This window comes from Nocardia sp. CA-119907, from assembly GCF_050955995.1.
In the GTDB taxonomy this organism is placed as follows: Bacteria; Actinomycetota; Actinomycetes; order Mycobacteriales; family Mycobacteriaceae; genus Nocardia.
Map to the genome: position 1 here is coordinate 8,699,028 of NZ_CP192091.1, position 16,480 is coordinate 8,715,507.

1 protein-coding gene (running past one end of the window) is annotated in these 16,480 nt (G+C 68.6%); it reads right to left on the reverse strand.

Features of this window, described 5'->3' with window-relative positions; translation table 11 throughout:
• Positions 1-16,463 carry the 5' portion of a hypothetical protein gene (locus ACQP2D_RS39250; protein WP_433680952.1) on the reverse strand. The gene continues 12,526 nt to the left of window position 1, outside the view, so 16,463 of the gene's 28,989 nt are visible here — the first part of the coding sequence; it begins with the start codon at positions 16,461-16,463; its stop codon lies beyond the left edge, outside the window.
• Between the last annotated feature and the right edge of the window lie 17 nt (positions 16,464-16,480).

Here is a 16,480-nt window from a genome sequence, read left to right on the forward strand (position 1 = left end):
TGTTGTGCCACCGGCTCGTTGTCGGTGCGCGCGGTCGTGGTCTCCGGTCGGTCGATGGAACCGGGCTGTTCCGGGTGGGCCGGAGCGGACTGCGCGTCTCGCGACGGTTGCGAATTATGTTGGGGCTGTTCGATATCGGAGCCGACGGGCCACAGTTCGACGGAGACCGGGAGGGCGCGGTTGACGAACTCGACCGAGCTCGACGCACCTGCTCGCGATTCCTCGACGAGGAGGCGGTGGAGGACTTGGGCGGGTTCGGATGCGTTCTCGCCGTAGCGCTCGACCTCGCGGAAGGCGTCGGCGAGGGCTTCGCCGGGGTCCAGGTTGTCGCCGTCGAAGCTGTAGCGGGTGAGTTGGTCGACCCAGGCGCGGAAGTCGGCCTCGGTGGGGTTGGCGCGGGTGGCGAGGTAGTGGTCGCGCAGCGTATCCAGCGCCCGCTGCTGTGCGCGGCCCTGTCCGGCGTAATCCAGGACGTGGCCGAGTTCGTGCACCATCACGCCGTATACGGGGCGGTCCGCGCCGATGATCCGCATCCCATCGCGGCTGGTCTTCGACGCCAGCGTGTCCGGATCGAGCCCCCACGACTGCCCGCGCGCGGATTCCTCGAGGACGATGATCGACGGAGTCACTTGCCGGAGGCGTTCGGACAGTGGCGCATCCGGGCCGACGCGGGGGCTCGTGCTCGTATAGGCGACTCCGCCCTCAGGGTGACCCGCGCTTCGGGGTTCGATACGAATGCCCGCGAGTTTCATCTGCGGATGCTTGGTCAGCATCTCGTCCACGGCGCGCGCGATTTCGCGAACCACTTCCGGATCGATGCCCTTGCGACGGCAGCCCTCCACCTCGATCGAATGCCGCCGCGCGAGGATCTTGGCCACCTTACGCGGGCTGCGCTTGGACCATTCGTCGACAATCGGACGCGATTCCGCCTGCAGCGGTGGATGTTCCGGCGCTTGGTGCGCCGACTTCTCGGCTCCCCCATCCACATTCGGATCGTGCGGCTGCGGACCGTCGGCCTCATCCGAGGCCGAAATCGGCTTCGCCCCGGACTCCGGTCCCTCCGAACGGGGCCGCGAACCATCACCCTCACCCAGCACCGGAACCGGCTTCACACCCGACTCCGCGCCCTCCGAAGGATCGCGCCGCCGCGAACCGCCGCCCTCATCCGAGGTCGGAATCCGCTTCGCGCCGGACGCGGGGCTGTCCGATGGGGCGCGCGGCGGACCGGATGGCGGTGCGGTGGGCTCGGGTCCGTCCTCTTCCGGGCCCTCATCCGGCTGCCGAAGTTCCTCGAGCCGCCGCCCCACCTCGTCGAGGTGGTCCATCAGCTCTTGATGCCTGGCCTCGCCGTCCTCGTCCCGACGTCGGAACGCCTCCTCCGCGGCCGCTGACTCACGTGCCAACGCCGCATCGATCCGCGACTCCGGTTCCGCCGAATTGGGTTCCGGGACAAGCTCTTCCAGAGCAGCGAATCGTTCCTCCAGCCGACGAGCCAACTCGTCGAGATGATCCATCAGCTCCTGATGCTCGGCCGCACCCTCCGCATCGCGACGCCGGAACGCCTCCTCCGCAGCCGCCGACTCACGCTCCAACGCCGCATCGATCCGCGCCGGATCATGTTCCGGCACAGCCTCTTCGCGCGGGTCGGGGTCGCCCGAACCTTCCTCCAGCCGACGTGCCAACTCGTCGAGATGATCCATCAGCTCCTGATGCTCGGCCGCACCCTCCGCATCGCGACGCCGGAAACTTTCCTCGGCGGCCTCGGATTCGCGCCGCAGCGCCTCATCGATCCTGGTCCGCGGATCGGTCGCAGTGCTCGGTGGTACCTCGTCGCCGCCACGCATCTGGGCGACCCACTCGTCGAGTTCCGCGTGCATCCGCGCATTCCACTCGGCCTGCTCGGCATCCATGCGCCGCTTCCACTCCGACCGAGTATCCGGGACTTCTCCCGAATCCGGCTGTGCGGCAGGATCTTCGCCGCCTGGGGTACGACGCGCGGCGGCCCCACCATCGTCCGACCCACTCGGTTTCGACGTCTGGCCGGATACAGGATCGGAACCACCCGGCCGCGGCGCGGTAGCAGATCCACCGTCATCCGATCCGCCCACCTTCGACGCTTCGCCAGACCCCGTCGAACCATCCGACCGCAGCGGCGTCGCAACGGACCCGCCATCGTCCGACCCGCCCACCTTGGGCGATCCACTGGATCCGGGCTCGCGACCATCCGGCGGCGTGGCGGCGGATCCACCATCGTCCGATCCACCTGTCTTCGGCGCCTCCTCAGTTCCCTCCGAACCACCCGACCGCGGCGGCGTCCCAGCAGCCCCACCGTCATTCGATCCACCCGATCCGGGCTGGGAACCACTCGGTGGCATAGCACCCGACCCACTGTCGTCAGGCCCACCCAACTTCGGCGATCCACCGACGCCGGGATCGGAACCGCCAGACGTCAACTCCTCAGGTGCCGACGAGTACTCGTCATACAGAGCGGCCAGCGCCCGAATCCGCTCCGCCCGCGCACGGATCTCGGCACGGATGCGGGCGAGTTCCTTGGTCAGTTCGGCCGGGCTGAGCCCCTCGTGCTTCTCGATCTTGCCGTCGCGGTATGCCTCATAGACCTTGCGGAAGGTCGCATCGTCCGCGTCCGCGATATCGACACCGACCAGGCGGGCCCAATCGCGACTGGGCTCCGGCCGCCCGTGCCGGTTGGAACTCTCCTGGCCCGGCGTGAAGTTACCGTCGCGGCCGGGATGCTCGGCGAGCACCTGTCCGAAATCGAGCGCATTCCCGGATTGCATTGCCTCGGCAATGATTTCGCGCAATGCCCGCACCGCGCCCAACTCATGGATCGGCGGTTCGCCCGCGGCCCGGGGATCCGCGCTGAGATCACCTCGCGGCACATCGGAGTACAGATCGATATCGATCAGGGCCCGCAGGTATTCGGTGAGCGCACCGACGACCTGTTCGTGCTTGCCCTCGGCCTCCAGCCCGGCGATCACCTTGCGCAGCTTGGCCGGATCCAAACCGTTCGTGTCCAACGAGCGAATGATCTCGCCGTCGTCGGCCACCTTGACCTTCGTCGGCTGCAGCGGATCCGAATCCACCAGTCCGAGACGGGAAGCCAACCGATCACGGGCGGCATTGACCGCGTCCAGGTCGATGTCGCGCAGTCGCTTGGCATAGTCGGCCAGATCCTTGAATTGCTGATCCCGCCGGGCATTTCGCCACGACTCATCGGCGAGCGCCGCCCCGGCGCGCTCCGGTGTCAGCTCCGCCTCGGGGATATCGAGCCGGTGCGCGAGTTGGCCGCGCGCATCGCCGATATCGTTGAAATTCGAGATCTGGTCCATCGTGCGCGCGAAGTCGGCCAGCGCCTCGACCTGACCGGCCCGCAGCGCATTGGCCAGCCTCAGCTCCGCGATCGTCTGCGCCACCCGATCCGGGTGCAAGTCCTCCGGTCCGAGGCCGAGTTCCCTTGCCACATTGACGAGTTCGCGCACGATCTCGAGTCGAGTGCGCGGCTGCGTGGCAGCATCGATCGGATCACCACCGGTCGGCGCGTCGACCGGCGCCTGGACCGCACGCCACTGACCGTCGTTATCGCGCACCATCGTCACGACCAGTTCCCGGCCATCGATGGTCTCCCGATGGTGATACACCTCGGGCGTTTCCACCGGGTCGAGGTGGATCTGTCCCAGCCGGTCCTCACGAGCGGCCCGGTAATCCAGTTCGACCTCGCCGCGGTTGAGCGCGTCGGCCAGCGCCGGATCATCGGCGAGCGCCTTGGCCAGGGCGTCCGCCCGGTCCAGCGGACCGTCGATGACCACGAGCCGGTCCGGCGCGCCGTCACCGACCGGCACCCGGGCGACCTGATCGCCGTGGACCTCACCGACGGGCTCGGGCGATTCGGCGTGCAGATGCGGTTCTGCGGCCGCGGCGAATTCGGTGACCCTGGCGACGCGCGCATCGTGCTCGGCCCAGAGTCGGCGCAGTGTGGCGTCCAGATTCCTCGGATTCACATCGTTCAGGTCGAGACCGAACATCTGCGCCCAGGTCGAAACCTCATCGCGCAGTTGGTCGCGGCGCAGCGCGTGCTCGAAGAACACCCGTGGGCCCTGGTCGCGGCCCAGTTCCTGGCCCGACCCGATATCGCCCCACTCGCGCAGCGGATCGGAGCCATTGCCGACCGGGGTGTAGTTCTGCAGACCGGGATGTCCGTCGAAGGCGCTGATCAGCTCCTTGAGGAAGCGGCCCATCGGGTTGTCGTCGAAAATGCTGACCCGGTCGGCCAGCGGCACCGGACGGCCTTCGGCATCTTGCACACCCCAGCGCGCTTTCGGTTGCTCGGCCGCCTCGTCCTCGTCGAAGTAGTCGTCGTCCTCGTCGATTCGAGCGCGGGCGTCGGGATCGTCGAGTTCGCCCGCCGGAGGCCTCGAGCCGTCCAGCTCGGGCCCCACCCCGGCCAGATCCTCCCGGACGTAGGGACGCGTGACCTCCTCGTTGAAGCGGTCGGCCGCCTCGGCGAGTCCGGCGATCGCGGCCGCCTCGCGCATGGCCCGGAATTCCTGCTCGGCGAGCACCCGCTGGATGGTCTCCGGGCTCTCATCGGGCAGATCGAAGCCGAGCCGGTGCGCGGTATCGGTCAGCGATTCGTCCTGTGGCGGCGCGCCGTCGAGTTCGGCACCCGGATCCGGTTGTGTGGGCGGCGGTTCCGCCTCCAGCGCCCTGGCCTCGTCGTGGGAGATGAGGTCGAAGTTCTCCAGATCGTCGATGATGCGTTGCCGCTGTTCCGGATCGGCGACGGCGAGCGCCTCCTCGAGAACGGCCTTGGCCTCCTCCGGTGCGATCGCTTCGACCTCGAGCAGTTCGGTGACGGTCTGACGCACGAGATCCGGATCGGCATCGCTCACCCAGAACCGGTATTCCTCGCCGTCGGGAGTGCGCGGAGCGACGAAATCACCTGCCACATCCCGGATTCGGCCGGAGAGTTTGTTCAGGATCGGCAGATGTTCACGGTTGCGCCACGCGGTCCAGCCCTCCTTCGCGATCCGGGCGAAATTGAGGGCTTGATCCGAATGCTCCGGTGCGGGGCGGGCCACGACGTCGTGCCCCGATGTCTGCGGCGCATGGGGCGTCGGCTGGGCGGGATGGTGTTCGAACAGCTTCGGCGCATTTTCGACGGCATCCTTCAGCGCCGTCTGCCCCTTGCGGTCCTCACCCGATCCCGACGGATACTTGGGGTAGTCGCCGACGTAGCCGCGCACCCGCAGCTTCTCGCGAATGCGTTCCCAAGCCCGGCGCAGCGGCGACTTCCGTTCCGGCGGTTCGGACTCCGCGGGCCGCGCCGGTGGGGCGCCTTCCGAGGGGGCTTCGACGCGCCAGTGGTCGCCTTCCGGTGTGAGCCGCAGCGGTACCTCGTCGCCGTTGGCATCGATGACCACCCGGCGGGGCGCGTCCGGATCGACGGATCCGTTGTCGGAGTGCGAGTTCCGTGCCGGATCCGCGCCCGGATCGTCCGGCGATCCGACGGGCACCGGCGGCTGGGACGGCGGCTTCTTTCCGCCACCACCGGCCTGCGCGACGGGCTGCTGTTCGACTTCCGAATCGGGCCGACGCGCGACCTCCGCACTCGGCCGCTGCGTCGATTCCCGTTGCACCGCTTCACCATCGATGCGCAGTACCCGCGTCTCGCCGTGCGGTCCGATCCGCAGTTCACGCACGACAGTGCCCGGCGTCTGCCGCAATTCGGCCAACCGCGGATGTTCGGCCGCCGCCGCGTCCAACACCCGGAACGGGTCGTCATGGCCCCGGCCGACCAAGTAGATCCGCGCGGGTTCGCCCGGCACCACACCGACCCGATCGGTCACCGGAATCGCACCCGCGCGCAAGAGCGCATCGCGATGCTGTGCCGCCGCCAACTCCGCATCGAGCCGCTCGACACGCGCCTCGGCCGCGGCGATCCGCTCGGGATCCCCCGCGAGCCTCGCCTCATCACGTTCACGCATGGCCAGCGCGTTCTCGTCGGCCAGCCGATCGAGCTCGTCCTGGCGGCGCTGCGCCGCCTCCCGGTCCTGCGCACCCGCGTCCGGATCACCGTGCGGGAACTCCGGCGCGTCGAACGAATCGTCCTCTGGCCGTGGCCGATCGATCGGTCGGCTACCGGAATCACCCTGGTCCGAGCGGGTTCCGAAGGACAGCCGGTCGGTGATCCTGCGCAGCAGGCCCTTCGGGGCACCGTGCTCGTTCAGATCCGCTTTACCGTCGAGCAGGATCTTGCTGATCCGGTCGGCCAGCCGCGCCGAATCGGTATCCGACATGCCCTGGAACTGCCGGGCCAGCACGTCGGCGGCGTGGCCCTCCCCGCCCGGCGCCGCGACCCGCCACCCACCATTGCCGTCGGATTGCAGTGTGATCGGGAAACCCCACGTGCGGGTGTTGACCGCGACCTGTGTGAACTGCGGCCAGCGCCGGGCACGCACCTCGCCGGTCGGGTCGGTACCCACCGGCATCGGCACCTGACGGGTCATGAGTCGGCGGGCGACCTCGGCGGGATGTGGTTCCGCCACCGACGGATCGGCCTCGGCCGCGGCATAGCCGCGGGCCATGAAGTCGAGGCGCAGTCGGCCTTCGAGTGCCGCGGACGCGTTGTCCCGGGTGTTGAAGCAGTCCGGTCCCAGTTGACGCACCCAGGCGTCGAATCCGAGATCGGTCTGCCCAGCGGCGCGGAAACGCAGGTAGTGCGCCAGCATCTCGGCCGCCGCCTCGTCTTCGCTCGGGCGACGATATGGCCCCTCGGCGACCGCGTCCGGTATGGATCTGACGTCGTGTAGACCGTCGGAACCCAGCCCTACCTGCAGATATTCGATCCGCTGCGTACCGTCCCATAGCACGGTGGAGTACTCCGGCCGCGTCGCCGCCAGCTCACGCAGCGCGTCCATGTGCTGGCCCTCCGGCGCGACGACCACCAACCGTCCACGCCCCACCGGCTTGTGGCCCGGGAACTCGGCGACCCGATCGGTCAGGCGCGCACCACCCGGATCCTCGGCGAGTTCGTGATCGAGCGCGCGGCGCACCAGGTCGGCGGCCTCGCTATCGCCGAGTTGACGCGTCGGCGCCTCCGTATCGGCGGGCCGTCCAGCCGGGTCGGCGACGTCGGTATCCCAGGGCCGATAGTTGTCGACATTGTCGTCGGCGTGGCGCGCGACATCGAACGCGACCTCGGCCTCTTCCAGTCCGGTCTTGTCGAGATACTTGCGCAGTGCGTCGCGCCCGGCTTCGTAGCCCGCCCGCTCCGGCCGGATCGCGGTGGGGTCATTGGAGCGGGCCGCGGCACGCTCGGCCCGCCGGTAGGCCCGATCGTAGGCGTCGGTGTAGGCGCGTTCGGCGGGACCGACCGGGACGAATCGGCCCGAATCACGCAGCAGGCGAAGGGATTCGATCTCAGCCGCGTACTGACGGGCGCGCTGGTCCCGTATGGCCGGGGAATCGGTGTGCCGCACCGGCGGCGCTTCGTCGTGCTGGGGGGCGATCCCGTGCGCGCTGTCCCACTGCGCGCGATAGAACACGGCGAGGTCACCGCCGTCGAGGTGCGGACCCAATTCGACAAGTCGGTTGCGGACCTCGCGTGCGGCGGCCTGATGGGCGGCGGCATCGATCATGGTGTCCGCGATCGCGCGATTGTCGCGGTAGGCCCGCTCGGCTTGTTGCTGTGCCTGTTTGAAGGCGTCTTTGTAGGCCTTGGACAGCAAAGTGTCCAGGGGCACGGCGGCTTCGGTGCCGAATTGCCGCCACCGGTCGAATTCGAAGGCTCTGGCGTGTGCCACGGCCTGCCGGTCCAGCATCAAGTTGACGTACTCGTCGCGGCCCAGAGTGAGCCGCTCGAGCGGACCGTGCGGCGCGCCCAGCTGTTCGGCAAGGTAGGCCGTCCGGATCGCCGCCTCGGCGTGCGCATGGGATGTCGGGGCGAGGGCCAGCAGCAGGGTATTCGAGGCCGGGTCGTAGCCGGTATCGAGACCACGGTGCTGCCTGCCGTCGTACAGTCCGGAATCGAAATCGAGACTGAAGCGGATCTGAACATCGTGCCGCGCAAGGACTTCCATCGCCCAACGCCCGAGGTCGTTGCCACCGAGGATGCGCTGCATCCGCTTCGACGCCGCCTGCGTGAGTTCGGCCATCGATTCGTCGAGATATGGCGGCGCTCCGGCGGGTTCGTCCGGCGGTCGCGGCGCGACCATGCTCTCGGCAACCTCCCGCCGGACCGCCGCGGCACCGTCCTCGACCCACGCGGCACGCAGATCGACCGATTCCCGGCGCACCCGCACGGCCCCGGAATCGTCGACGCTGACCCGCAGCCGTTCCGCGACGGCCTCGCCATGGACCGCGCGGTGCAGATCGCTGCCGCGATCGCCCGCCGCGCGGGATATCGCGCCGTGATCGCCGCGGGCATCGACCACGAGCACGCGCGGCGGCTCGCCCGGCAGCACGGCGACTCGATCATGCAGCCAATTACCCTCGCCCGCACGTACTTCCGCGTCGAGAATGTCGCGACCGACGCGTGCGGCGATCTCATCGACGAGTCGGTTGTGCCGCGCCTCGAGCTCGACGTGCCGCCGGGTCGCCTCGGCGAGCGCGTTCTGGTGGTAGGTCCAGCCGGAATCCGGATCGTGAGGTCGGATCCTGCTCTCCGCCACCGCCTCTCGACCGCGTTCCATGAGCTCGCGATCGGCCCTGTTGGTCTCGGGATCGAAGCCGCCGAATCGTCGGACGGCACGCTCCCAATCGCGCGCGGACGCGCGCAGTTCCCTGGTGAGCGCGGCGTGTTCGCGGACCAGACGTTGCAGTTCCCGTGCCTGCGTCGGCGACGACGGCACATGTTCCGGAACCGCGTCCGGATGCTGGTGGGCATCCCAGGTACCGCCGTGGATATCGCGCAGGCTGGCGCCCTCACTCGGATAGATCGGCGAATCGAACAGATCGCCGGACAGCAGCGCCTCGATACCCGCCTCGCGGCCGAGTCGGCGCAGTTCTTCGGCTCCCAGGGCCGGATCCGCGGCCCGAACGGCGGCGTCGTAGGCATCCAGATACTGCGTATGCAGCTCCCGGGTGTACGCCGAATCCGCGAGATCGTGCGTCGACCTCGACTCCGGATATCCGGCCGCGCGCAGCTCACGACCGAATTCGGCCTGCCTGCCCAGCGCCTCGGCCTCGGTACGCAGCTGTGCCGCAACATAATCCGAGCGATCGGTAGCACGGACGCTCGGCGGATCCATTGGCACCCGACCGGAGATCACGGCATCGGCGAGTGCCGCGGCGCGCACCAGGGCCTCCGCCTGCGCGGGTTGGCTGCGGTCGTGGGTATCGACGGAGATATCCATCGTGCGGCCGTTGAACGAATCCCTGGGGCCGGATTCGCCCGCCACGCCGAATCGCACGCCCGCACCCGCCGCACGCAGCGTGGCCGCCGCCTCCCGGCCCACCTCGGTGCGCTCCAACACTTGCCACACCGGACCACCGGTCAGATCGCGCGGTCGAGATTGCCACGCGACCGTCGGGTCGGCGGGGTCATCGGTTTCGGGCCGGAACTCCGGCGAGTTCGACTCGTCGCCCGGCACCTCGGGCCGGTGCACCGATTCGGGGGTCTCCGGCCTGCTGAAGTGCGCGACGACCTTCTCGTATTCGCCCGGTCGGCCGCGCATCGCCTCGTGGTCGAAGGTGACCTCGGTGAACCCGAGTTCGACGGCCAGCTTGCCGGTAAAGGTCTGGCGCGCCGCCTCTTCCGGGGTGAGGAACAGGTCCTGCATACCGGCATTGAAGGTGTCGAGATTGTCCCGGACCCGGTCGTCGGCATTCCATTCGGCACGGATCTCGGTCACCCGATGACCGAGCTCCCGCATCATGTCCCGGAACATCTCGCGCCCGGTCGGGGTGCCGTCGCCGACCCGGACCGTCGCACGCAGCACGCCGTCGGCATCGACTCGGCCGTGGATGCCGTGCTGGTTGTCGCCGCCGTACCGGTTGGTGTAGGCATTCGGGCGGTCGTCGATGTCCGCCTCCTGCCTGCTCGGATCCTCCGGGCGCAGCGCGATATCGCCCGCGCCGTGTTCGGGCGGCAGTTCACTCGCGTGCGCGCGGATTTCGGCGAGCCGGGACATGACGGTGTCGTGCCAGGCGCCGCGACCATATTTCTCGAATTCCGGACGCAGTGCCGCGACTCGTTCGGTGATCGCGTCGACGACCGCGCGAGGCAGGTGGTGGTCGATGAATTCGATGGTGTCGCCATTGCGGCGCAGGAAGTGTTCGGCGAACGGGCTCAACGCATTGCTTGCCGCCACGCTGTCTTCGAACCCGCGACTGTGGTCGATGCCGAGCACCTCGCGCTGCGGGCCGATCATCCAGCCGTTGGCATCGCGGTCCGGAATCCGGATCAGGGTGTCCAGCAGACCGAGCGCACGACCGGCGACGGTATCGGCATAGCCGAGTTCGTGCACATCGATGAACTGCGGATGCCGGTCGGCCGCAACGCGTCCCGCCAGCTTCTCCATGTAGACAACATTGGAATTGGATTTGGGATGGAACACCTCGGGCACATTCGCGCCGATGGTGCGCCCGAGTAGCGAGGCCAGCCGTTCGGCGACCGCGTGACGCGGATTCAGAACGGTCTTGCGGATCAGCTCGGTGCCATTGTTGAACCGGACCAGCTCGACCTTCCTGGCGGAATCGACGGTACTGCCCTGGCTGAGCACGGTGACCTTGCGCTCGCCGGAATCGATTGCCGCCCGGACGATATCGTCGAACGAGCGGATACCGTGCGCGTCGTCCCAGGCGTTGCCGTAGAACTCGGCGTGGGTTTCGTTCGAATGTTCGAGACGATGGGCGGCCACCTCGGGCCGGATCGCGTCCAGGCCCGCCTGGTTGGCGATCCGATCCAGTTCTGCCGCCGAGGTTTCCGGATGCTCGCCGTGTGCGCGGGCGCGGGCCTCGTCATAGGCGTGGGTGTAGGTGCGTTCGAGCGACGTCTCCGCGAGATCGTGTCCGGCCGCCCGGAATTGCTTTACCGCAATGATTTCCAAGGCGTGCGCCCTGGTTTCCTCATCGAGCATCCGGGCGACGTATTCCTCGCGCGGCAGCCGCATGCGCTCCTGCGCACCGCCCGGCGTCTCACGGGCGTGGGCCAATTCGACGTGGATGGCACCGTGCACGAGCGCGGCCATCTGCTGCGCATCGGAGGCGCCGACATCGAGCGCCAGGATCCGACGGCTCGGGTAGTAGCGGTCATCGGCGCCGGATTCGTACACGATGTCGACGCCGTGGCGGGTGAGCACTTCATCGGCCCAGCGGCCGGTTTCGGTCTCCACCAACTGTTGCCGGATTCGCGCCGTGCGCTCCCGCGCCGCCTCGCCCGCCCGGTCGAGCGGGGCCAGGTCGCTGGCGCGATCGAATTGGCGTGGCGATGGCTCGTCGATCGCCTCGACCCGAATGCGGCCGGTCTGGTCGGTATCGACATTCAGATGTTCGCGGACGACATCCGGTCGCGTCAGCAGGTCCCTGATTTCGGGGTTACGCCGCGCCTCGGCCAGCACCCGCTGATGGTCGTCGGTACCGGAGGCGATGATCAGTCGATCGGGCTCGCCGGGGATATGGACGATGTGCTCATTGAGCATTCGGGCATTGGGGTTGCGCAGGTGCTCGCCCAACACTTCCGCGAAGGCAGTCGTGGCCAGTTGGTCGGCGCGCTGATCGTAGGTCGCCTGGGCGTGCTGGCGCTGGTCGGCGAGATCGGCGAGCCGGCGCAGGTCGTGTGCTTCGGTGCGCAGTTGTACCTGGCGCTGCGACGGAACACCAGGGCCGGCGAGCTCATTCGTGATCCGCTGAAGTCGATCGGCGACCTGACGCTGTAATGCCTCTCGACCGAGAGTCGGATCGATACCGAGGGCCGTGGCGCGCTTGGTCAGATCCTCGGAGACCTCGCCAAGATGCCGCAGCGCCGCCGCGCGAGCGATGGCCGCGGCGCGCATTTCCGCGATCCGCTCGGGCGAGTCGAGTTCGTGCATGCGGGTGCCCGGTGGCGTTTCGGCCATAGCCGCATGCGCGTCGTCCCAGGTGCTGCCGTAGAAGTCGGTGTAGTTCTTGCCGTTTTCCCACTCGTGAGTCGCGATCTGCTGGCGCAGGGCGTCGACGCCGACCTCGTGTGCGGCCTGCCGGATCTCGGCCGGGCTCAGCGTCGAATCGCTCGCCGCCAGGTCGGCCGCGGCGCGATCGCGGGAGTCGGTATAGGTGTGCTCGAGTGGATGCACCTTGATGTCGTGGCCGAGATCCCGGAATTCCTGAGCCATTTGGAATCGTCGCCCGGTTGCGGCCGCTTCCTCGTCGACCATGGTCCGGACGAATTCCTCGCGGGTCATCGACCGGAGATCACCCGTGCGGCCCGAGACATAGCGTTCGGCATGTACGGATTCGTGTGCCAGCGTGAGGGCCTGCTGCACATGATCCGCGCCGGAGGTGTAGGCAATGGCGCTCAGCTCGCGGCGACGGAACGCACCGGCCCGGCCGTCGGCGGCATCGGCCTCGAATCCGTCACGTACCGGACCGGTATCGAACTCGGCCATGATCTGGCGGCCGATCTCGGTCTGCCGCAGCAGTTCCCGCACCTGATCGGGTTGCGCGTCCAGGGATCGGCCGATGCGTGCCGCGGGATCGGCCGAGTGCTGGGCACCCGGTTCGGCGCCGAGCGGATGCAGCGGCTTTCCGGCGGCGTCGAACACAATCGCGTAGGTGCCACGGATTTCGCGCGGCACAGTCGGCGGAAATCCCTCGACCCGGCCCGCACCGGGATCGCGCACCACGATGCCGCCGTTCTCGTGTACGAGTACGTATGCGTGAGCGCCGACCCGGTACTGATCGACGGGAGCGTTGTATTCGTCGACGACCAACGCCGAGGACCCCTCCGGCATGGAAGCCAACAGCCGCGCGATCTCACCGTGATCGCCGTATCCGCGCAACTGCCCACCCGCCGCGTCCTGCACCTCCCCGGCCGACATACCGTCCATGCCGACCACCCGCTCCGGCAGCCTGATCGACGAACTGCCGGTGAGCGCTTTGATCAGCCGCAACGACAGCTCGGCACACCGACCGCGGTTGCGCTCCGGAATACGCAGCGGGGCATCATCACTCGCCTGCCGATGCGGAGTATCCGCGCTATCGCGCGGCGCGGTTCTGTCGCCGGACGCTTCGCCCGTGCGGTGCGCGGCCGCTTCCGGGCCCGCGATCGGCACGAAAGCCACTGCGGGATAGACGGATTCGGCCCGCTCGCGAGCAGCCGCACGTCGCGCCTCGACATCCTCGGCGCGCCTCTGCCCCGCATCAGCACCGTCCACGCGATGCGTCTCGGCCGGCCCCGCCGCATCAGCACCGTCCACGCGATGCGTCTCGGCCGGCCCCGCCGCATCGGCATCGGCCCGATGCGCCGGACCATGCTCGCCCGCTACCGAATCCGCCGCACTCCGCTCGCCGCTGGGTTCGTGCCGCGCTGGCCCTTCCTCCGCGGCCCGAACAGACCCGTCACCATCCGGGCGCACCGCCGCATCGCCATCAGCCCGAACAACACCGTCACCATCCGGGCGCACGGCTACATCGCCATCAGCCCGAACAACACCATCACCGTCCGGGCGCACGGCTACATCGCCATCAGCCCGAACAACACCGTCACCGTCCGGGCGCACGGCTACATCGCCATCAGCCCGAACAACACCGTCACCGTCGAGTCGGCGGGCACCGTCACCATCAGCACCCACCGCACGCTCGCCATCCGACCGCACCGGGCTCTCGCCATCCGACCGCACGCCGCTCTCGTCACCCGGGCGAGGCACACGCTCGCCGTCGGGCCGCACCGAACTCTCCCCTTCAGGACGCACCGCACCCTCAGCTTCGGGGCGTACGGCACGGTCTCCGTCGGGGTGCACCGCCCGATCACCATCAGGCCGAGCCACATGCTCACCCTCGGGGCGAACCGGACTCTCGCCCTCGGGGCGCACGGGGCTGTCGCTGTCGGGCCGCGTCGAACCCTCGCCACCGGGACTCGTGGCCCGATCGGTATCGGGGTGGGCTGTGGAATCGGTGTCTGCTCGGGTGGCGACGCCGGTGTCGGTGTGGGTTTCGGGGTGGAGCGGTGCGGCTTCTGCTCGAGGGGCGGCGACGGGTTCGGCGGCGTTCAGGTTCGGGGTGGATTCGGCTGCGCCCGCGCGGTTTTCGGTTGAGGCGCGGCTTGTTCCGGAGCGGGCTTCGGAGCCTTCGCCGGTACGGACCCGGTCTGCGCCGGTGCGGGCGTCGGCGGCGGTGCGGGTGTCCGGGCTGGAGGTTGGCGTCGAGCGTTCTCCGGTGCGCGATTCGGGGCTCGACTGTGTACGGGTGGGTTCGCCGCGTTGGGCGTCCGTGCTGGAGGTAGTGCTGGTCTGGCGTATTTCGGCAGCGGTCGTGCGGGGCGTGGATGTTGTTGCGCCGCCGCGGGTGTCGGCTCCGGAGTGGGTCGGGGAGGTCGCGGTGTGGGGTGGTGGGGTGGCGCCGGTCTGGGCCGGGCCCGACGCTGCTGCGGGAGCACCCGGTGCGGATGCGTTGTCACTGGAGACATGGGTTCCGTCGGCCGTCGAAACGGGGTGCGCGCCTGCGGGAGCCAGATCGGCTCGCGTTCCGGCATCGGCCCGACCCGCCGCCGACTGATTCGCTTCCGGTGACGCCCCGGCACCGTGATCGACGGACGCCGCACGTGCGCCCGAATCGCCATTCGACTCAGCCGCCGTCGAATTCGTCTGCACCGCAGTGTGATCTGTCTCACCTGCGGGTCGGACAGCACCATCTCCGGACGCATGCCCATTCGCGGTCGCATCGCCCGCGCTGTGCGTATTCGCCGAGCCGCCGTCACCGGCACGCACAGTCGAGCCATCATCTCCAGCGCGCGCTGCCGAACCATCGTCACCAGCGCGCGCAGCCGAACCATCGTCACCAACACGCGCCGCCGAACCACCGTCGCCAGCGTGCGCCGTCGAACCATCGCTACCAGCGTGCGCAGTCGATCCGTCGCCCGCACGCGCCGTCGAACCATCATCACCAGCGTGCGAGGTCGAACCATCACCGGCGGCCCCCGCCTTCGACATTCCGCCATCAGCACCATGCGCCTGCGCCGAATCATCCTGCGCACCATGACTATCCGCCCCATCAGCACCGGCCGCCCCCGAACCGTCATCGTGAACATGCGCAGTCGACCCGTCCCCGGCCGCACCATCCGCCGTCCCGTCACCGGCAGCCCGCCCATTGACCGACTCCCCCGAGTGGCCCGCATTCGGCGCACCTTCGCCGACCCCGCCGCTTCCCGAGCCGTCACCAGCACCCACAGTGGTACCGCCGTCACCAGCACCCATCGGCCCCGCATCGGGCCGAAATCCGATGCGGGTCAAGCTATCCGGATTGACCGGCGAACCGCTCGGCCGATACCACTCCGGATGCCTACTCTGATAGAACTGCTCGGCCAGCGCCCGATTCGCACCGGACATCGCGCCATTCGTGGCACCCGCCGTCAACATGCGCAGATCGAACTCGGTGCTCTCGAGACCTTCTACGGCCTTATCCCAGCCGCCCTGTTCACCACCTTTGGCCCAGGTGATACCGAATTGCGTGGCCACACTGCCGCCGAACCCGGCGACCGCGCCGACGGTGCCCGCCGCCGAGCCCGTGATCAGCCCGCGCAGCCAGGCCTTCATCTCGACCTCGGCCAGTCTCTTGCCGAGCATCTCACCCAGCGGACTGGCCACACCAGCGCCCACCGCCGAACTGACGCCGGTGACCGCGACCTGCTCCCAGTTGACCTCCTTGCGGTGTCCGGAATTCACCTGATACTGCTGAATACCCCAGTCCTGGACCGTGCCGAGCGCGGTATCGATGGCAATGTGACGGACCAGGAACTCAGCCAGTCGCCGTCCGAGGAATTTGGCGACGATATCGACGATCTTGTCCATGATCCGTTTGGCGATCACCCGAATCGCCACCCGAGTGCCAGCGATTGCCGCTGCCTCTGCGGCAGGCGCGGTCGGCGGAAAGATCCATGCGATCGCGATCTCGGCCGCCAACAATGCCAATGAGGTGATCAGCATCAGCTGGCCGTATTCGATCTCGGTACCGACGCCGGTCGCCGAATCGGCCAGCTTCTCGAAGTCCTTGGCCAGATTCTCGAGTGACTGCGGCCCCTCGAGATAGCTGTCGAAGTTCTCGAGAATCTTCTCGATGCCGTCGCCGTCCTGATACGCCTTCAGCGACGCCGCTTTCGCATCCCTGATATCGGGCACGATATCGCGCAATCCGGCCGCGGCCGCGCGCCAGTCGTCGGCCAGGCCCCACATGCCATCCGGATCGCCCGCCGGCCAGTCGGAGCCGGCGACCCACTCCAACCATTTGAGATATCCGGGCAGCTCAGCCATCCGCGCTCACCCCTGGA